The following is a 19,891-nucleotide window of genomic DNA, read 5'->3' as shown; positions in this document are numbered from 1 at the left end:
CACAAATAAGCCCATGCACTCATCATAAACCGCCCAATTAGTGACCCAAAACGCAAACTCAAAACCCGCTGACTAGGCACGACACCTAACCCAACCGGAAAATCAGCACTCACTTGTGCAAGTCAGGACACCACAGTCGGTGAAGTATGCCGTATGTGTGTCGGGGTTGATGCTGGTAGAAACTTCCACAAATTCAGGCTTTGCAGCAGAGCGACCATAACCGTGAGCCATGCTGCTTGGCAATGTCACCATGTTGTCCCAGGCCAGATACATCGAGGCTTCGACAACATCTCCTGTGGGCACGTCGCCGCCTGCGCCGGACGGTTCACAGTCTGAGGTGTAGTCGCCATCAGAGGCAGCAATAATGCGTTCGATATACGGCTTAGTTTCACTCCGAAAGCCGCCCACAGTCAGCATCACATCAAGGTCGAAGTTGTATTTTTGCACGTTTCCTTGGCCAGCGTTATACCCAGCTAGCACTAGGCGTAACAGGTGTTCTTCATCGTCGGCGTGAGGCTCCATAAAATCTCGCAGATATTTCATGTACCGACCCTGTGCGGCAATCGAGTCGTGTGCATCCCATGGGTCGCCGCCGTCACCAAAGGATTCCCAGGTGCCAGGCATGAATTGTGCTGCGCCCATCGCACCGACAGGTGACCGTGCATTGGGATTCCAATTTGACTCAGCTTGGATTTGGGCACCGATGACGTTTGCGCTAAACCCAGACTCAGCTGCCGCGTCTTCGACAGAGCTCACATATTCATCAGGAATGTTGACGGTGCCAGTTGCACCAGAGCTGTCACCGTCGGCACCTGACGGGACACAGACCGCTCCCCCAGCGGGTTCGGTTCCGCCAACCTTCCAGTCGCGCGCTCGGGTGACAATCGAATCAGCCTTGCTGCCAGCATCGACAATGGGCAATGCTTCAACCGTCTCGACCCAGGTGTCAAAAGTATCGTTTCGCAGCTGGTCTTGACCACTGATTGGGTCCCTGCCCCCGGGAGTGACGGCCAGTGTGTACCCGGCAGCTAAATCTGATGTCGCATCTGACCCAAAGGCGTCGCGTTGTTCTCGGGCTATGGCATATGACAGCCACCGAGCCTCGTCTTCGATGTCTAAGTCGTCTGGTTCCTGAGCTCCAGGGATGTCTTCGACCAACTCATCAATGGCATCATCGGTGAGTCCAAACCAACCATCATCTGGCCTGCCATCGTCGTCAGCACCGGGGTCTTCTTCTCGCAGTGCGGAGTTCAAGATGTAAAAGTCTGCCCCGGTGGTGTCGGCAATGTGCTGAAGTCTGCGTTCTAATGACCCATGTCCAGTAAAGGATTCCGCGGCACTTTCAGATGCTTCCTGACCTGCATCAGATCGGGAGAATGATTCTTGAGCAGTGTCGGTATCTCCGGTCAGTCCAAAGAGCAACAAGGATGCTAAGCCGCCGATAAACAGTGCCGGAATGATCGTTACTGCGGCGACAGCCACCCAAAAGGATTTTGATTTAACCACACCTTTGGCTGCTCCAGTGCCAGCTCCAGCCAGGCCGCCTCGCATAGCGCCTTTGATCGTGCTGGAAGCTACCTTGGCAGCGTCTTTGCCGACCTGCTGAACACCGCGTTTGGCTAGTGAGGCATCAGGGTCGCTTGAATCGCTCTTGGAGTATTCGTCAAGCGACTTCAAAGCGTTGCCACGAATGTTTTGTGCCCGACGTTTCATGGCAGAAGTCTTTTGGCCAGCTGCGGCCTTGGATCGCTGTTGACCAACTGACGCCTGCTGAGACAGCTCTTCTTCCTCTTGTATCTGCTGATTGGTCAGCTGTGGCGAGGACAGTGTCTTCCCGGCACCGGGGGTGACCTCTGGCGGTGGCGTCGGAGTTGTGGGCTTGGATACTTTAGGTGTCGAGGCAGCCTTGGGCTTTGGCGCTTTGGGCATCTTCGGTGTCTCGGCCACGAATTTTCTCCACAGATAGATAGGTCATTTCCGTGGGAGTGTCCGGGGTCTGGCGAACGAGGCAGAAGGCTGCGTGCCGGACACTATAGGAATATGGCTTATGTACCTCTTCACGTTCACACAGAACACTCAGCGCTTGATGGTCTGGCGCGACTAGACATGTTGGCGAAAGCGATTGCTGACGGCGGTATGAAGGCTGGCGCTATCACTGACCACGGCTCGCTGGGTGGACTTTGGGAGTTCTCCCAGTCTGCGAAGAAGCACGGTATTAAACCAATCCCAGGCATGGAGGCATACTTAGCCGTTGGATCACGCCACCAGCCAGGTGCGATGCAGTTCTATAACGATGACGGCATGGGTGACGCCTCCGATGAAATTACGGGGCGAATGAAGCGCAAGCAGTATTACCACGTGACGGTTCTGGCTCGAAACCGTACTGGGTGGCACAACCTGATTTTGCTCCACAACGAGTCGCAAAAGACCAAGCTGGGGATATACCCGCTGATCGACTATGAGCTGTTGAAAGAACATGGGGAAGGTCTCATCGTGCTCACCGGGTGCCTCGCCTCACCGGTGGCAGGACCTGCCGCACAAACTGGCGTAGTCGCCCAACTGTTGCTCGACGAAATCAACCTCTCCGCAGCATTAGGACCGACTATCAGCGACGATGATTTGGCAGATATTGAACAGCTGCTACTAGATCGCATTGATGCTCGTGGCGCACAACGAAAAGACCTCGACGAAGACATCTCCAATGTCGTCAAACGAGTCAACCGCCGCCTGGGTGACGATGACCAAAAGCGTCTCGGTGACATTGTTGACTCAGCCACAGGTCACGCCAACCACGACGACGTGGAACTCGCCATTGATGAGCTCTACAATCTGGCAGACACCACCGATTCCGGCGCCGACATGGACACCATCGGCGAGATCAAAGACCTCATCTTTGATGCCATCGCATCTGCTGATCCTGAAATTGCCAAACCGTTTGTCGAAGACCTCTCCGCGGCACTGGGTGCACTCGACCCAGCTGTATTCACACGCGAACACTCTCACATGGCCTACCGCGTTGCACAGCTGCGCTCTAGCGTTATAGATTCATTGCTCGATAATGTTATCGACACCATTGAAGCCTCGAAACACCCAGTGTTAGCCAAGCATCACACCATTAAAGCTGATGCACTGGAGGTCATAGCTCACGTCGAAGACACCATCACCACCCAGACCGTTGACGACATCGCCAAAGCGATTGACATCATTGACGGCGGCAAAGATCGCTCCCGCACAGTCAAGCGGCAAAAAGCAGACCGCGAAAACTTGATCGACCTGCTCTACGGGATCATCGAACAAGTCTATAACCACGCACTATCCGACAGTCTGGCTGACGGATTATTGATGATGGTCAACCAGCGTATTGATGAAGCAACCGCACAGCTGGATAGCGCCTATGAATCTATTGAAACACTGATTGACGCCGTCGGACGTGACCATGTTTTTGTCGAGATCATGGATCACGGCATCACTTCTGAGCAATACGCCATGGATCACCTGTTACCGATGGCTGAGCACTTTGACCTTGAAGTCGTCGTCACGAACGACTCACACTACGTCCACGAACAAGATGCTGAAGCCCATGATGCTTTCCTGGCCGTCGGCACCGGGAAATCATTGGACTCTCCTGGTCGATTTGCGTTCAGCGGCGGCGGGTATCACCTGATGACTGAGGACGAAGTTCGCGCCATCAACGACGAAGAATACTGGCAGCAGGCCATCAGCAATACTCAAAAAGTCGCTGACTTGGTCGAAGACGACACCGTGCCAGAGCCCGAAATGCGCCTGCCGACATTCCCGCTGCCAGACGAATTTGACAGCGCTGACGACTTCTTGCGCCACTTGGTCGAAGACATGGCACCAGGCCGATACGGCAACGACTGGCGAGACGACGTTGAGATTGTTGACCGGATTGACCACGAACTATCGGTTATTTCTGACATGGGGTTCAGTGATTACTTCTTGATCACCTGGGACATCATGGACTTTTGTGCCAAAAACAACATCACTGTAGGCGCCGGACGTGGGTCGGCGGCAGGCTCGATTACCTCATATATTCTTGGCATTGTGCACGTGTGCCCGATGGACAACGGCCTACTGTTTGAGCGGTTCCTTGAACGGGGTCGCGTGGGGATGCCTGATATCGACTTGGACTTCCCCAAATATCAGCGGTGGCGGATTCACCAGTATGTCGGTGAAAAGTACGGCCACGACCACGTTGCTCAAATTGGCTCATTCCAGGCGGCAAAGTCTCGTGCTGCGATCAAAGATGCCGCTCGGGTACTCACCCCTGATGTGAACAGCATCACCACGAAGCATGAGCACGACCGTCGCCGGGAGATTTTCAAACTGGGCGATGAGCTGGCCAAAATTCTGGAACCGCCCAACGGTGGCGACCCCATGCCGTTTGCCGAATTGGACGCACTGGACGAGCATCACCCCCAGAAGTTGGAGTTTTACAAAGTTGCTGATCGTGGCGGAGAAACCGGCCAGCAGATCATCCACCTGGCTCGACAAATGGAGGGTATTTCAAAGGGCCTTTCCATACACCCCTGTGGGTTTGTGATCTCTACCGAGCCGCTCACCGATATGGTTCCGATGCGACCCGGTGCCGAAGAAGGCGATCCCGATATTATTATCTGGGATGGGGACATGTGTGAGGACATGGGGTTGCTCAAGATGGACTTCTTGGCCATCCAGAACCTCGACTACATGGATCGCACCTTTGAATACCTGGCAGGCCAGGGCACCGAGTTGACCGTCCACGACATTCCGCACCCTAACGACGATGAAGAATCTGTTGACCTAGCCTACGAGCTGCTGCGCGAAGGTCGAACTGCTGGACTCTTCCAGTTGGACTCTTCAGGGATGACAGAAGTAGTGCGAAACGTGGCACCCAATGATCTCAACGACCTATCTGCCATCGTCGCGCTGTACCGCCCCGGACCCCTGTCAGCAGGGATGCCGGCAGATTATGCCGCGAAAAAACGTGGCGATAAAAATGAAAGCTATGACCACTTATCCAGTAACAAACACGAAGTCGAATGGTTGCACGAGGTGCTAGGTGAGACCTACCAGGCCGCACTGTATCAGGAACAAGCAATGCTGTTGGGTCGCGTGGTAGCGGGGTTCGATGACCAGCAGCGATCCACCCTTCGTCGTGCCATCGGTAAGAAGAACAAAGATTTGATGGATCAGGTCAAAGGGTGGTGGTTCGAGGGTTCAGGCGAAGAGTTCGTCGATGACCACGGCAACGTGTACAGCCCGGTCTTCTCGGCTGATACCGCACAGCGCGTTTGGGACTTCATCGAAGGCGCTGCAAGCTACTCCTTTAACAAGTCGCACTCGGCAGCCTACGGCATGGTGGCCTACTGGACCGCCTGGTTGAAAGCCAACTACCCGGTGGAATACTCAGCTGCAATGCTGGCGGTGTCCGACAATGAGGACAAGCGCCTGTTGGTGATCAAAGACCTCATCTCAGAGGGTATCCCGCTACGAGCCCCCTCAATCAACATCTCGAAATCCGGTTCTGCGCCAGTTGACGACGAAGTGCACTTGGGGCTCGCTGAAATCCGCGATGTGGGCAAAGTGGCCGACGTGATCATTGAAGAACGCCATCGCAACGGTGAATTCACCTCGCTGCACGATGTGGCCACCAGAGTCAAAGGGATCAACACCAGAGCGTTTCGCGCCCTCGTTGAGGCCGGTGCCATGGATGAATTCGGATCGCGTCGTGGACTGCTCAAAACCCTGTATGCAGCCAAGACCGTTGACCTGCCGGTTGAAGATGCCGAATTTGGCACAGTTGAACGCGATGCACGCCAGCGAATCGTCATCGGCACGGTGGTCGGATCAAAAACCCTTGATGCCGTTGACCTCGATGACATCTCTGATGAACTATCCGACCATGACGATGGGTTCGCACTCGATGTTGAACGCCTTGACACAGTCGATGATGACACTCATACAGTGTGCCACCTTGGGGTCGTCTCTGGGTACAAGTCGTTTGTGTCTCGTGCCGGCAGGATGGCCAAAGGTGAGCTGTCCGACAGCAAGTCGCTGCCAATCGTCATCTTCAACGACGGATACCAAGACATGATTGGTGACGGGCACGAGCCAACTATAGGCGACCTCATGGTCGTGTCAGGCCAAGTCAAAACAAGTACATGGGTCGATGATGAGGGTGAAGAACATTCCACCCAGGAAATCCTTGCCTCTCGCGTCTGGTTGCCAGAAGACCCAACGAAGATCGATGAACAACCGTGGCAGACCACGATGCTTGCCGATGCACTGGATTACGCTCAGCACCATCTTCCCGAGGTTGATGCCAAGCCGCGCCAAAAGAATCGACACAGCGTTACGCCACAGCCGCAGCAGACCAAGCAGCGCAACGGTCGAAAGCCCGAATCTGAGCCCGGCGACGACCAGGATGATCAAGACGATCCAGCAGATGAGGATAAGAACCAAGAGACACTGTTGGAGCAGTATGGTCTGGCGGCCTCTCCAGAGAACGGTTGGGTCGCTTACATTATCCATGACGTGATGTCTGGCTTGATCTCTGAAGATAGTCCAGATTTGGTCGCTCACATCGGAGAATTCCGACAGCTGATTATCGACAGACCGTTAGAGCATCAGCATTCGATTTTAGAAGAACGAAAAGCCGTGGTGGTGAAATACAGTGGAGATTTTGATGCCGACTACCAGACAGCACAACGATTACTGTCCGAGGTGTAGTCCACACGTGCAAACGAGCCGCCTCCGATACGCTGGAGACGGCTTGTGAGAAAACGTTGTGCTACGCGGTTCCTAGTTCTGCTGCATCCGGCAGCGCGTTACAACGACCTTACAGGTTGTACTCGGGGAACTTCTTGCCGGCGGCTCGGTAGGCCATTCGGAGGATGACGTCTTGTGGCAGTGGCTCTGGGTGTCTGTTGATGATGGCCTTTTTGACGACTTCGATCTTGCCGTCGTCGTGAATTTTCCACAGCCCACAGCCGTGCGGTGCCATGACATCTAAGGAATGTGGAACAGCGTAGATGAACCGGTGGGTGACTCGTCGCCAGGGACGGCGCTTCTGCTGAGTATCCAAGGAGTAGTCCGACGCAGAGATTTTCACCTCGATGGCGGTGCGCTGGTAGGTTTCAAACATCAGTGCATCAATACGGCGGATTGGCTTGTGCCCATCAAGACGCTTATCAGGGCTGGGTCGGTGATCCCAATCGTGCCAGTACGGGTCGTTGATGCTCAGCTCCGGCACCATCACGGCACGTGGATACTTGGACTCAATGGCTTCCAGGATGAATGCTGCACTAATCATGCCGACACCCGGTCAATCAGCTGATCAACCTCTCGATGCAGGTCTTCCAGCGCGCCATCGTTGACGATAGTATGGTCGATCAGCTGGGATTCCACACCGCGTTCGGATGCATGACCATCGACAGTGTGGTGCAGCAGGTTTGGTCGGTGAATCTCTACCACCACACCTGCTGCGTCTCTGATAGCCTGTGCCTCATTGTCGAAACGGACATCAGAGATGACCACCGGGACATTGGCTCGACCAAGTGCTGCGGTGCATTGCATCGCCGTGTCCACCCATATCGTTGGACTGACCATATTGCGCGCGACCTCGGTTCCCAGCATCTGCTGTAGTCGCCGGATTTCAGCCACTACCTGTTCACTGGTGTCTTCAGAGCCTTCTTTGAGCCGATCCCAATCACCGTCCACCGCATTCAGCACGTCTTTCAGTCTTTGATCCCCTGCCATCAATGGATCAAGGCACCGGATAGCCATGGCGACCTTCGAGCTGGGCATAGGCATCACGGCACGGTTGCGAAACGTAGTGACGAGTCGTTGTTCCAAGACGCCAATTTCCTCATACATCTGGGGGCCGCGATGGCTTTGAGATGGTGGATCAACGTAGGGGTTCAGATCAGCAAGTATGCCCTTGACCGGCTCAGCAAATGCGATCCGGACGTATCCATGTCTGGAGGTCAGACGATATGCTGTGGCATCTTTACCGCTGCGTTTGAGGCCGGTCAGCCCGATCAGTTGTGCCATGGTGACATCATTCCTGGCGCATTGCAGCTGTTACACCGGTGGCATTGGCAAATGTTTCGCCAACACGTATAGCAATATCGAAAATGTCTGTTCGAGAGTGCTTGCTGCTCAAGAATCCGCACAAACACATTGCGACAACACTCATCGCGTCCACCGCTTCATCCATGCCATACTCATCGACGACTCGTGCAATCACATCGCGGTAGGTGTCGTCGGTAAACCATGTCGAAGGGTTGTCGTTGACCATGCTCATGCCAAGCAGTAGTGGATCGTGGCCATCGTTGCTGGCAACATGCGGGACAGCTTTCAGTCGCTCTCGACGCATCTTGCGAAGCACTGATCGGGGCGTTGTATTGTATTGGTGGGCAAAAGCTTCCACGATGATGGATAGTGCCAGAGCACCGTGATAGACGGATCGCTGGACGTCACATTTTTCCACGCCGACGCACACCTGTCCGTCGTTTTGCAGCATGTCGATCCAGTCGCCGAGCCATTGGTCAACACCGCGACGGTCAACCGCCGGGATGTCATGGTGATATGGATTCAAGAGTTTCCTTACGTTGTTCAAAAGTTCTTTCATGCTTACACAGTGTCCGGAACAGCGCCCCTGGCAAGTGGTGGCAGGCTAGTTCAGGCTAGAATTCCAAGTCCAACTCCATTTCGCCAAGGTCTCGCTCGACGGTTTGGACCTCTTCGACATCTATGTGTCGGGCTTCGGTCAGTGTTTCTGGACGGTAGATGTGTTGCTGCCACTGGGGTCGTTTTTCAACCGGCCACACCTCGATGCGTTCGGCCAGCTGTTCAGCTAAGGCAGGTTGCTCGCCGGGTTCAAACCAGCTCTGGATGATTGATGCTCGTGCCGCGGTGACTGGCTCCCACAAGCCGCGTCCTGGTGTGATCTTTTCGCCAAGGCTCGGTGCATCGTACGGGTTGCGCAGTGCCACTTGACGGTCGGGCAGTGTGGTTTGACCTAAGATGCCTCGGGCGAGGTTGGTCTTCAGATCGTTGGCACCAGAGATATTGTCAAGCGTCTTAGAACTCAACCGTTGGGTGCCCATGAGCAAAGTGATTTCCACCGACCGCGCCTCGCGAGCGATCCGACCGGTGAGCTCACCGATGACTTGTTTTTGAGCATTCAGACGCATCAGCTGTTCTCGTGCCATGTCAGCCTCTGGGTTTTCAGATTTCGGTGGCGGCTTTTCCTGCTCCATCAGTGAGGTAAATTCATCCAACACCAGTAGAACTCTGGGTGGACGTACATCTGCTGGCAGGTTCGACAGCTTCTCAACGCCATGGTCAGTCACCAGTTGTTTTCGCAATCCGACTTGTTCATAGACATGGCGCATGATGGCCGCTGCCTCATAGACATCCCCAGTCATGCCTGCCACGTAGTCTTTGGAAAACATGAAGTCTGCCCCACCTTTGACCGGGTCCAAGACATACACCAGCATTCCTTGGCACAGGGCAGCGTAGACGATGTTTTGGATGACGATTGACTTACCCGACCCAGTGGTTCCTGATAGCAACAAGTGTGGGTCTGTTAAGGGGTTCCAAGAAACGGTCTCACCAAAGAGGCCGGTGGCAATGGGGAAGGCTCCATCGGCCTGGTCAATCTTGTCGTAGTCCACCAGTGCTGGGAACGGCATCGGGTCTGTTTCGGAGATGACCAATTCGATCTCAGAGGGGTTCATCGATGCTGCCGGTTGCGGCTGGACGAAGTAGTTAGATGAAATGGATTCCAACTTTTCCCGACGTCCGGTAAAGGATGCTAACGCCAGACCGGTGCCTTGAAGTGAGAAAGTCTTGACCTCAATCTTCTCGTTTTCCTCGGCGGTTTCCGACGAGACGAGCTTTGGCATAACACCTGAGTCTGACTTGATCCCGGCCTCAGCGAAAACCTGCTCCCACTCCATGGCATCAATATCTTGTTGAGCGCGCTTGGTCAGCTGTGTGCGATCCGGGCTGGTGCCGGCAATAATTTGGACACCCTCAATGTCCTCACGCACCCGCAGATATTCCACCGACCAAACACTTTTGAGTTGATGGGCTTTGCGTCGAATGTCTGCCAGCGTCACACCGCCATAGAGTCGGATGCGAAGCTGCCACAGGTGCGACCGCGAATCAGGTGTACTCATATTCCGGGCGCTGATCAGCTCAGGTCGCGCCAATTTTGCATCGGCAAACCCCTTGTTGACCAGATCAGCCAACACCCACTCCGGGGCTTTTGACCCCATAGCAGGGCGTATATCCTCCATGGACCGTGGGACCGGCTGGGCGGCCTTGCGAATGATAAAGGCTTGACGGTGTCGCTCTGCTGGCCGGGATGCGCTGGGATCGTGGAAGCCAGTCAGGGAGACGAACGGGAAGGCTGATAGGGCGTTTGCAATCTGTGGTTCAAAGGGGAAGAAGTCTTTTTCAGCAGTCATTCCGTTTCGCATGACGAAGGCCAACTGTTCCACCTCGATGCCCTCTGCTAACTGTTGCACACTTTCGGTTTGCCACTCTGGCCGCGGCGGGTTCACCCCTTGGTTCAGTGCGTCAGCAAAGCGTTGGTTCCACCACTGCTCACCGAGTAGGTGTTCGATTTTCTGGTCATCAAGACCTGAGTTCTCCTTGTATTGTGCACCGTCAAATGCTCCGATGTAGAGTGCACCGGCAAAGTTGTTGAACCGGTGGTCGCCAAGAATTTCTGCGCCGATTTGGCTAGCAGCCGGTTCCAACATGGCTGCGATGTCGGTCGGTGGCGCACCGGTGAAGCCTACAAAGAAAACGCGGTTTTCAGAGTCTTCAGTGGTGATGACTTCATGCTGTAGCGGCATGATGCGCATGGCGTTTTCATCAGAGGCTTGGGCGAAAATAAATCGCAGCAAAGTCTCAACGGTCTCGTCATCGGTCTCACTGTCTGACAGCGACGGGACTGATTCGGGGTTTTGTATTTCTACAATGTCAAACCGCAGTGCATCCACAGTGCCGGGTCGCGGGTGTCCTGACGGGTCCTTTTGTTCGACTGGGACAACCGCAACAGAGGCCGATCCGCCAAGCGATGCGGCGATCTTTTCACCCATCTTCAGTGCTGCGTCACTTCCACCAATTCGGACGTTGGAATTGAACTTATAGGTGATAATCGGACAGTCTTCGCTGCCACACTCCCAAATGTCGACAAGTCGTGGTGGTGGGTCTTGCTTGAGCGCTTTGAACCGTTCATCCCATTCGTGACGCGCTTTGACCACCTTGCGCCAATGAGGGATTGCATGGTGTCTGGCAGCTGGGTACGTCCCTGCCAGCACCCCGGTAATCAGTGTCAGCAACAGGGTCACGCCGGTGCCCCAGAAGGATATATCGAAGATGAATGGACTGACGACAATGCCAGCAACAGCACCAAGCACGGCTGGGGCGATGACCAGATGAGAAGTCTTACCAAAGGCGATCAGGGCATCAGATAGCCGCGTTCCTGGCGATTCATCCTGTGGGTCAATGGTGATTCGTCGGGCGTACCCGAACGAAATCAAGACCAGCGTCACCGCAATAGCGTTGAATGTCTGGAATGTGGCACCAATATCTGGTGACATGCCAAAGTGCGTCACCAGAGCATCTCGAACCACGTCAACGTGCAGTTGAGGCAGTGTGCCAAACAGCAGTCCAGCGATGATAGAAAACAACACCGAGTACAGCGTGCCCAATGTGCCGCTGAGGTAGATGAAAACACGTTGGAGAAAATTGGCACCTTCGGCTATTTCAGGTAACCGCCAGCCATGTGGAGGCCAGATGTTTTTGATCGCCACGGTCTTCCAAAAGGTCTTGCGCAACTGTGCGGTGACAACGTAGTCCTCGTGTTTTTCGGAAGCTTTGAAGCCCCGCATCTGCCAATTGAATCCGGCAATGGTGATACCCAGCCATGCCAGGACGCCGCCGGGCAAACCTGCCATTTGGGTAATGGCTGACAGGATGGCGGTCACGATCAGAATGGGGATGGCGAGGTTCGTGTGTTTTGCTGACATGAATTATTGCTCTTGTGATGGGTTGGGATGTGCGACAAACCAGCACGTTCTCACTAAGTCATCGTCGAACCCTGTCGCTTCGGCGACATCTAAGACGTCCTCTCCAGAGGTCACGACATGAACCGCGGTCAGCACTTCCAATTCGTCGGTGATGCCATTGAGGTCTTTGACAATTTGGAAGTATTCGTCTCGTGTCAGGCTGGGTTGACCAAGGCGATCTCCGATGGCTGCCAGGAGTCGGGGGATAGCCCAGTGAGACTGACTGTTTGACAGCTCGTGCATGAAGTTGGACATGGCTACCTGCTGGCTCCTTTGCGAAAGATGTTGAGTAGTTTTCTGGCAAGTCGCTGACTGGGCTCGCCAGGGTGGTCAGCAACCCACTGGTCGATGAATGTTGGCGCCCGAGGCGCACCGATAACCGGCTGGGATAACTTGAAGGCTGACTTAGCGATGCGAGCTTTATCATGCTTCGAGTGCACGACCGTGATAACGCTGCACTGGTGGTTCGGTACAGACAGCATCGTGGCCAGCGCGTTGACAGCCTGGGTCATAGCTGTAGGCGTGACAGTCTTTGCTAGTCCGCGATACAGGTTGTCACCGAAAGACCAGTAGGTGCCCACTGACCAAAACTTTGAATCAATGGCCAGTATCGCGTTGTCGCGCACGATCAAATGATCGATGTCCGTGCGAAGCTTGATCGGCAGTCTCAGGCCATGAAAAATCATCGCCTGGTCGCTGTAGCGGTTGATGAGTCTGGCTGTCGCTTGCTCTCCAGCAAGTCCGGCAAGAGCCTCTGCTGTGTCAATCTCGGGGTTGTCACTGTGGTCTGTTGGCTGTCCGAACACGCCTCGGGTCTGTGCAGTGCCCATGTTAGAAGAACACCGCTTTAACCAAGAAAAGCACCGCCAGGACAATGACGATCCGGAGAATCCACTGTCCTGTGGTGGAGTTCAGGAAGTCTGCAACAGCCTGGCGCTCAAGGTCTTCCTTTTTGGGCTTGCTCGAATTGTTTTCAGTCATGCACTGATAGTGTCCGGCACGACGCAGTGACTGCTAGTGCTGGCGCAACTGCTTCCAAGCTGCAAGCGAGACGCCGATGGTTGGGTCGGTCAGATCGGCAAGGTGTTCGACAAATGCTTTGCCTACGTGCATCATGCGTAACACCCGGTAGATTCTTCCGCACCGAGGGCAGATCAGATAGGGGTCGGTGATCTGTTCGGTATAAATCAAGCCGGTTCCGCAGTGTGCTTCGCGCTGAGTAATGGCTTCGCCGCGAGGTGTGCACACGGCAAAGCCATCAAGCCCCTGATGGTTTCCGCAGGGACAGATGAGTGTATCGGGGTCGTGTTTGGTCATCGATCCCATCGTGGTGCGTCGCATAGTTTAGAATTCTAGGGCGCCAGAGGGAACTTTACGACCGCTTCACCCGGCAATACGCTTGCCGTCTACAGTCCCCCAGTCATCAGCAGAGCGAATGTACCTTCAATGATGGACAGGATCAGTCCCCAAATACCGTCGATAATGCCCAACCAGATGGGTAACAGGGTGCTTGGAGCAATCAGCATGGCGGTGATCAGGGAGGTAACAATCAACGGCAGCATCCACCCGCTAAAGCCGCTCTTTCTGTAGCTGGAGAAGATGGTGAACATCTTGACACAGATGATAACGATAGCTGCAATCGTCATCATGGTGCCAAGCTGAGGATTGGCCTCAAGTATGGGTTGAATATACTGATGGAAGGCATCTTGAAAGTACGTGAAGTTACTGCCCTGGCCGTCACCCTGTGGGGTCTGAGCCTCAGCCATCAACGTTGAGTGCTCCCAGGCTCCAGCGGTGGTCATAGACTGTCCCCTTGATCGAGAATGATTGGTGTTCTGTCTGAAGTGTCCGGGGTGTCATTTCGTGGTCACCCTGCCTTCGTCAGGCTTGGCCTTGATGGTGTAATTAGCTGGCTTTTTCCACAAGCCAGTGCACCCGATGGTCATGTGGCATTTATCGGGCAAAGCGTTGGACGCATAGCTGGCCGTCGCGTTGCACACCGTGCATATTGCAACCGAAACTTTGGGGGTCTTTCGTTGGGCTGCCATGAGATCGGTGTTGTCATCGAGCTCTTCAATCAAGAAGTCTAATTCTTCCAACCGATGTGCCACCCGCTGCGCTAACTTCTGATCTTTGCGGATCGCATCAATAGCCCCGGTCCAATCGTTGGCCTTGGTCAGGGTCAACACGAGGTGTCCCGCTCCAACGATTTCAGACACCTCATAGGCGGCGAATTCTTCGTCCGTAAGATCTTCTGGGTTGATGGATTCAGCCACGGCTGCTATCCCTCCTGATCTGTCGCTAGGTCGAGAGCTTCAGCAATTGCGTCCAACATCGGCAACGAGGTTCTGAACCACTCGGTTCCAGCTCTAGTGGTCTTATGATGGTGTCCGGCGTGCTTCAAGATGTCATGGAAGTGTGCCTCGTCATCGAAACAATCCTCTGATGGGTACACGCGGATAATTTCGATGTCTTCAGGAACCTCTGTCTGACGTCGCTGTCGCTCCAGCCGACGACTGGTTGCCTGGGATGCTCCGACCTTATATAGGGTTCGGCCATCATCAGTCAGCAGTTCGGTGATCAGATACTGCGGGTAGGTGTAAACATACACACCTGGCACAGTCTCTTGGTCGATCCAATCCTGTGGGTCAACGATTACACCGGCATCATCACTATCTGGTGCACTGCTGCGCGGACGGTGTGGGGTTACCAGCACTCGGTTCAGGTGCTGTCGAAGCTCCGGGGTGATATCGAAAGTTAGGATGTCTCGGGCAGCCCCCTTGGCATACCCATGCACTTGCTGACCGAAACTACTAGCCAATGAGGGGTCAAATAACATGTCGATGGCGTGCAGATGCTTCTCCACATTCCATGGTGCCTTGTGTCGAAAGTAGCGTGCCATCTCGTCGGAGGTCATGTCTTCATCAATGAGATCAAAGACGTCGCTGATGAACCGGTCGGTGAGCAGCAACACTTCATCGAGTTCTTGTCTGACTCTGCGCTTCATGGACCTCCTTTCACCATCGTGGTCACCTTGACTATGTCCGGCATTCATCGTTGTGGGTCGGTCAGCGCAGAGAGTATGTGCCAGGCCAGTAGTGGTGGAACGGCATTACCGATTTGTTCAAAGACTTTGGTCTTGGTTCCCTGGAATGGGTAATCGACTGGAAAGGTTTGTAGTACGGCAGCTTCTTGTGCGGTCAAACGTCGCAGTGGTGCATCGGCCAGCGGCGGCTGTTTGCCAGCAGCAACGTCGCGGTGGTACGACTCGATGAACTTTCCGCCGGTCAAGTCCACAATGTGCGAGTGATTGCCGCCTGCTGAAGCTGTCATCACAGGGGCAGGGCGATTTTGATCCAGCGGTCTGCCGCTGCCGTTGAATAGCATTCCGGCATACGGGCTTGGGCGTAGCACCGGGTTTCTGGCAGGCACGATCTTTGCCCCACGGTCATGGTCTTCAAGCGCTTTGCGACGTTGATCAGTGGTAAACCCTTTGGGGCCGATGGTGTGTCGTGACAGGCTGGCGGTCGTGGTGGGCGCTGGGTATTCAATAGGGCGCTGGTATCGGACTTCGTCGGGTTGACCCCAGCGGGTGGTGTTATTGGTGTCATAGACCAGTCCTGATGCCAGTGGGTCGGTTCCGTCATCGTCGCGGACGAACTTTTGTGACCGGGATTTCGAGGTGATGGTCGATGCGGGGGAGGTCACTGATCGTTTGCCGCGCTGTGAGCTATCGCCGTTATGTGAATAGTTCGACTCAAGGTATACATCGCCAGAGTCTTGTTCTGTACTGGCGTCCCCCACCTTGTAAAGATAGGACTGAGTGGTAACTGCCATCGCGGGAGTGTCTGCGTTGCGTCGCTGATAGTGCTGGCCGGTGGGTTTCTGATTACCTTGGAGAAAATACGGATGAACGGCAACCTCTGCTCCACAGATGTCGTCTTCCCATTTGCCTTCTGCACGAGCCTTCTTCATCCCCTGTCGTGCAGCATTACCAAATGGTTCCGCTCCCCCGGTTGCACCACCGCCAGCTGTCACAGTCATCGTGGGTCGCTGCGTCATACCCCAGCCCAGCGCCTCGGCCATTGAGACCCACGGCAAGACATGGTCATCAAGGCGCTGCGGATTGCGCGGATGATACTTCGAGTGCGTTTGCTGCGGCAGTTTGGCATCGTGATCCAGCGATGCCACCAGGATGGCACGCTTTCGAGTCTGCGGTACGCCGTAGGCTTCGGCCTGCAACACCCCGACCTGACCGCGGTATCCAAGCGTTTCCAGCACAGTCAGCATCGCTTCCCACACAGGTTTGACCGGTGGGACTTGTTCAAAGGCGATGTGTCGGTACGGTGTACCGGCCTGGTGCATGGTCAACGCCCAAATGAGCGGGATCAACACCATTGCTGTGCGCTCATCGTCATATCCATATAAATCAATGTCGCGGCCACTGGCAATCACTTCAATATCTGTCAACACCTGGTCAAGCGCCCTCCGACCAGCGCCACTGCCGGCAACGGAAAACGACTGGCATGACGGCGAGGCGATGAGCAGGTCTGCGGCCACAGGGTCATATTGTCGAATATCACCATGGACGCTCTGATGACCGGCTGCTTCACGAGTCGCTACGGCGGCATCATCCCATTCGTATCCGATGACATCAATGCCGAGATGCTGGCAGGCAACATCCCATCCTCCAGGGCCTGCAAACAAATCAATAGCGGACAGGGGTGAGGGCTGTTGTGAGTTGTGCATGACCCGGAAGTGTCCGGCGCCAGGGGCGCACTTTCCCGGACACTTGCAGGATTATGAGTACACAACCCCGCCGCTCCCGTTCTGCCACATCTCTAGCAACCTTTCGCCCTAGACTTCAGTACCTGGCTTATGTGTATGACCAGCTGTGGCTACATGTGGTGATGGTCGGGGTGGGCGTCGGCGTGCTGTTGATCCATGGCACTGACCTGTTTGCAAGCTCTGATGTCATCGGGCTGCTGGGATGGACGATCATTGTCATTACTGTGGCTGCTGCGATCTGGCACGTGCTGTCAGTGAGCAAAACTTGGCGAGGCGTGCGACTGGTGCAACGAGCACAAGACCGAACTGTGCAGACCAACGATGACACCGTCGTCCTGGCAGATGCAGGGACATCCGGTACTGAAGCCATCTTGCGGGTTGTAGCTGTTGATGAGCACCTGCACGCCACGGCATCGACGACGGCAATCCGCGCTGTCAAAGAACCCTATATGCTGCCGCGGCCACTGCGATCTATTGCTCCGCGCTCATTTCGCGTCCTGGCTAACCGATCATCTCCAGATACCCCGAATCGTCTACCGCAATGGCTCAACGGTAAGCTAACCAGACTCTCAGAGGACATCACTGCTACGTCGTTGACTATCCAGCCGGTGGGCTTCTTTGACGGCCAGGCATCCAACGAGCTGCTGGGCTTTCAGTATGCCGACGACCCGAGCGGAGCATCCGTGATCCATCGGCAGATGTTTGACCAACACGACCAGGTGCTGAGCTTGTCGGAATCGGGGTTAGCCAACATCATTGGCATCACCGTTTTTGCCATTACCGCCGACGGGTACGTGCTGTTTGTCCAACAAGGATCAGCGAATGCGGTGCAGTCTTGTGGATATGCTGCCTCTGGTTCAGGGTCACTGGATTGGGACGATGTGGGCACCGCCTCGGGTGCGGCTCGTCGTGCCAACAAACATATGTCGCTGCATGAGCTGTTAATGACCGGGATGTGTCGGGAGCTTGCTGAAGAATCTCAGGTTGACGCGAATGAAATCGTGGACGGCTCAGAGGTGGTTACTGGGTTTTTCAGATGGCTCTCGCGCGGTGCTAAGCCTGAATTCACCGGCCTGGTCAAGCTTCGTGCCACCATGGGTGATCTCATCGACCGGCAACCCGATGCTCAAGAGAAACAGTACACCGCCGGACGAGGCTGGGTGCCCATTGGGGTGCTACTCGACGATGCAGACACCTGGGACGTCCGACATGACGGATTGCGGCAGTCTCTGGCGCGACCTCAAGGGGACACCAGTGATACACACGATGTAGTGATTGGGGTGTCCACGATGGCCGCGTGGTGTGCCGCTGCTGACTACATTGCCGCCAATCGGCAGTATCTCGATGATGTGGTCAGTCAGCCACACGACGGTTCAACAGACCGCCTGACCTAGCGCATTGGACGCCAGGTGATGCCAATGTCAGCACCATGGAAGGTCAGTGTCACCGTTGATCCATCAGTGACCGCAACATCTTCTTCGGCGCATTCGTCCAATGAGGTGGCGTTGATCCACTGAATCATCCAGCATCGCTGTCCGTCAACGACCTGGTGTGGCGGTGTGTGGTCATCGCAGTGGTGGTCATTCCAGGTTGCAGTGTCGCACAGTGGCTGTCGCCGACATGTGGAGTCGGGTGGGGCATTGCAGATGACGTGGTCTGCCGTGGTGTCGATTCGGTGCACGTTCTAATCCTTGACGGGCTGGCTTTTCAACGGGCTGGCTTTTTGCGTTGGCACAAGGTTTACGTTGCCATGCTGGGATATCATCTGCTCGGCTCGGCTGATCAGCTGCTGGTGGGTCGGAATGTACCCGGTGCGCCACCCGTAGCGTGCAACATGCTCCCAGAAGCTATTGGTAATGATCAGCCAGAAGGTCACACCTTTGGCATGGTGAGCTTCGGTGAGGTGCCAGGCCAGGGTGTCTGGCAGCGGTGGCAGATTGGTGATGGGTTTTTGAGTGTCGTCGGTGCTATACATGCTGTGACTGTGTCCGGCGCGACATATCAGACCGACAGGGTGCCGAGGGTTTCGATGACGGTTGCTTTGCTGCCGTCTTGGTAGCCATCGGATAAGTCATACCAAAATCCGCGGCCGAGTCGAACGAGGCTTCTGGCTGGACGATGCCGCCACCCGCCGGGTCCTCCCATTGCTGGGATGTCGCGCCGTTCGGTGACGGTCTTGGTGCCGATGGTTTCTTCAACACCGTCTTTAGGCACCCATCCCCCGCCGTATGCATCGTCAACGAAGTGCATGTTGACCGGATGTTCGAGGTTGCGATTGACGACCACTTCGTCGCCAACGGTGAGGTCTTGTAAATCGCTGGTCACTGGCGCTCCTGTGCTATTGATCATTCGTTAATCCACTGGTCACTGTCATCGAGTTCGCCAAAAGTGCCGTCCATAGACCAGGTGGTGTTGCACTGCTGGCACTGTAATGTTTCAACATCAACGTCAGTGATGTCACCGCCGTTTTCACACACGGTGCAGTCGGCATTGACTTCCCAGATGACCTCGATGTCGATGGCGCGACCGGGCGCGTGCTGGTCAATGTGTTCTTGGATAAAACTGATGCGCCGATCTGCATACGATGACGGGATAGCAGTAAACGCGATGTGACGACATGCACTGCATTGAGCGGTGACAGAGACCATGTCATTGTCACCACCGGAACGCTTCACCGTCACGATCTCGTGTGCTTTCACACCATCAGTGACAATTTCATAGGTCGTATCAGCAGTGGTGGTGTTCATGGCTAGCTCTCCTGGTTGTCATGGCACCGGTCTGATACCAATTCGATGAAATGTCGCAGCTCGGCTCGGTAGAGCGATTCGTCAGCCGGAACGCCGCGGTTGGTGTCTTGGATGTCTCGCATCAACGACCAGGCTTGTTGCAGCTGTTCGATAGCCTCGTCAGGGTCGGTAACGTTCAGGTAGGTGGACCGCTGGGATGCTGCGTGCGATGTAGGAAATTTGTGAGTCACGGAGGGTCCTTGGGCGTTGGTGTGTCGCACCGGT

At 55.0% G+C, this 19,891-nt stretch carries 20 protein-coding genes; 2 read left to right on the top strand and 18 right to left on the bottom strand.

The features are described 5' to 3' along the window. Positions 1–102: 102 nt before the first annotated feature. Complete coding sequence (locus tag A6F49_RS02085) at positions 103–1,947, bottom strand: lytic transglycosylase domain-containing protein (protein ID WP_052499961.1); 1,845 nt, start codon at positions 1,945–1,947, stop codon at positions 103–105. 93 nt (positions 1,948–2,040) lie between these two features. On the opposite strand from A6F49_RS02085, the gene dnaE reads away from it, so the two are divergent. Further along, the gene (gene dnaE / locus A6F49_RS02080) at positions 2,041–6,732 is read left to right on the top strand and encodes a DNA polymerase III subunit alpha (protein ID WP_043055576.1); all 4,692 of its coding nucleotides are present in this window, start codon (positions 2,041–2,043) and stop codon (positions 6,730–6,732) included. 109 nt (positions 6,733–6,841) lie between these two features. On the opposite strand, the gene A6F49_RS02075 is transcribed toward dnaE, so the two are convergent. The 12 genes from A6F49_RS02075 to A6F49_RS02025 all read right to left on the bottom strand — a co-directional run bounded on the left by A6F49_RS02075 (position 6,842) and on the right by A6F49_RS02025 (position 16,841). Continuing rightward, positions 6,842–7,315, bottom strand: a complete 474-nt coding sequence (locus A6F49_RS02075) for a hypothetical protein (RefSeq protein ID WP_043055575.1) — start codon at positions 7,313–7,315, stop codon at positions 6,842–6,844. Further along, positions 7,312–8,055: a deoxynucleotide monophosphate kinase family protein gene (locus A6F49_RS02070; RefSeq protein WP_052499960.1), complete on the bottom strand. Its 744-nt coding sequence runs from the start codon at positions 8,053–8,055 to the stop codon at positions 7,312–7,314. Before A6F49_RS02070 ends, A6F49_RS02075 begins: the two co-directional genes overlap by 4 nt. Before the next feature lie 7 nt (positions 8,056–8,062). Continuing rightward, a complete protein-coding gene (locus A6F49_RS02065) occupies positions 8,063–8,635 on the bottom strand; it encodes a hypothetical protein (protein WP_150119356.1) in 573 nt (190 codons plus the stop codon). A 55-nt stretch (positions 8,636–8,690) separates the two neighbouring features. Then, positions 8,691–12,053 (bottom strand): type IV secretory system conjugative DNA transfer family protein, encoded by a 3,363-nt coding sequence (locus A6F49_RS02060; RefSeq protein ID WP_043055573.1) that lies wholly within the window; start codon positions 12,051–12,053, stop codon positions 8,691–8,693. A 3-nt stretch (positions 12,054–12,056) separates the two neighbouring features. Then, positions 12,057–12,347 carry a hypothetical protein gene (locus A6F49_RS02055; RefSeq protein ID WP_043055572.1) on the bottom strand — a complete coding sequence of 97 codons (291 nt, stop codon included), beginning with the start codon at positions 12,345–12,347 and terminating at the stop codon, positions 12,057–12,059. Positions 12,348–12,349: 2 nt separating this feature from the next. Next, a complete protein-coding gene (locus A6F49_RS02050; RefSeq protein WP_043055571.1) occupies positions 12,350–12,922 on the bottom strand; it encodes a nuclease-related domain-containing protein in 573 nt (190 codons plus the stop codon). 1 nt (position 12,923) lies between these two features. Beyond that, positions 12,924–13,073, bottom strand: coding sequence for a hypothetical protein (locus A6F49_RS17960; protein WP_161485758.1), 150 nt, complete (start codon positions 13,071–13,073; stop codon positions 12,924–12,926). Between the two features lie 33 nt (positions 13,074–13,106). Continuing rightward, complete coding sequence (locus A6F49_RS02045; RefSeq protein WP_043055570.1) at positions 13,107–13,433, bottom strand: hypothetical protein; 327 nt, start codon at positions 13,431–13,433, stop codon at positions 13,107–13,109. A 65-nt stretch (positions 13,434–13,498) separates the two neighbouring features. Further along, positions 13,499–13,894, bottom strand: a complete 396-nt coding sequence (locus A6F49_RS02040; RefSeq protein ID WP_043055569.1) for a hypothetical protein — start codon at positions 13,892–13,894, stop codon at positions 13,499–13,501. Between the two features lie 54 nt (positions 13,895–13,948). Continuing rightward, on the bottom strand, positions 13,949–14,368 hold the full coding sequence (locus A6F49_RS02035) for a hypothetical protein (RefSeq protein WP_043055568.1): 420 nt from the start codon (positions 14,366–14,368) through the stop codon (positions 13,949–13,951). Positions 14,369–14,373: 5 nt separating this feature from the next. Then, the gene (locus tag A6F49_RS02030; protein WP_043055567.1) at positions 14,374–15,099 is read right to left on the bottom strand and encodes a GIY-YIG nuclease family protein; all 726 of its coding nucleotides are present in this window, start codon (positions 15,097–15,099) and stop codon (positions 14,374–14,376) included. Positions 15,100–15,143: 44 nt separating this feature from the next. Continuing rightward, positions 15,144–16,841 (bottom strand): DNA cytosine methyltransferase, encoded by a 1,698-nt coding sequence (locus A6F49_RS02025; RefSeq protein WP_052499959.1) that lies wholly within the window; start codon positions 16,839–16,841, stop codon positions 15,144–15,146. A gap of 53 nt (positions 16,842–16,894) precedes the next feature. Between A6F49_RS02025 and A6F49_RS02020 the strand changes: the two genes are divergently transcribed. Continuing rightward, a complete protein-coding gene (locus tag A6F49_RS02020; protein ID WP_150119355.1) occupies positions 16,895–18,274 on the top strand; it encodes a hypothetical protein in 1,380 nt (459 codons plus the stop codon). Here the strand turns inward: A6F49_RS02020 and A6F49_RS02015 are convergent. The 5 genes from A6F49_RS02015 to A6F49_RS01995 are packed head-to-tail and all read right to left on the bottom strand — an operon-like array spanning position 18,271 to position 19,857. Further along, on the bottom strand, positions 18,271–18,561 hold the full coding sequence (locus A6F49_RS02015; protein WP_043055565.1) for a hypothetical protein: 291 nt from the start codon (positions 18,559–18,561) through the stop codon (positions 18,271–18,273). The two genes, A6F49_RS02020 and A6F49_RS02015, sit on opposite strands and share 4 nt — an antisense overlap. Positions 18,562–18,564: 3 nt before the next feature. Then, positions 18,565–18,855: a hypothetical protein gene (locus tag A6F49_RS02010; RefSeq protein WP_043055564.1), complete on the bottom strand. Its 291-nt coding sequence runs from the start codon at positions 18,853–18,855 to the stop codon at positions 18,565–18,567. Positions 18,856–18,881: 26 nt separating this feature from the next. Then, complete coding sequence (locus A6F49_RS02005; RefSeq protein ID WP_043055563.1) at positions 18,882–19,205, bottom strand: hypothetical protein; 324 nt, start codon at positions 19,203–19,205, stop codon at positions 18,882–18,884. A 20-nt stretch (positions 19,206–19,225) separates the two neighbouring features. Beyond that, positions 19,226–19,627 (bottom strand): hypothetical protein, encoded by a 402-nt coding sequence (locus tag A6F49_RS02000; protein WP_043055562.1) that lies wholly within the window; start codon positions 19,625–19,627, stop codon positions 19,226–19,228. Between the two features lie 2 nt (positions 19,628–19,629). Then, the gene (locus tag A6F49_RS01995) at positions 19,630–19,857 is read right to left on the bottom strand and encodes a hypothetical protein (RefSeq protein WP_043055561.1); all 228 of its coding nucleotides are present in this window, start codon (positions 19,855–19,857) and stop codon (positions 19,630–19,632) included. Positions 19,858–19,891 lie beyond the last annotated feature (34 nt).

It is taken from the genome of Enteractinococcus helveticum, from assembly GCF_001657475.1.
Classification (GTDB): Bacteria; Actinomycetota; Actinomycetes; order Actinomycetales; family Micrococcaceae; genus Yaniella; species Yaniella helvetica.
The sequence above is the reverse complement of the archived record's forward strand: the minus strand, read 5'-3'. Positions and strand labels throughout refer to the sequence as shown.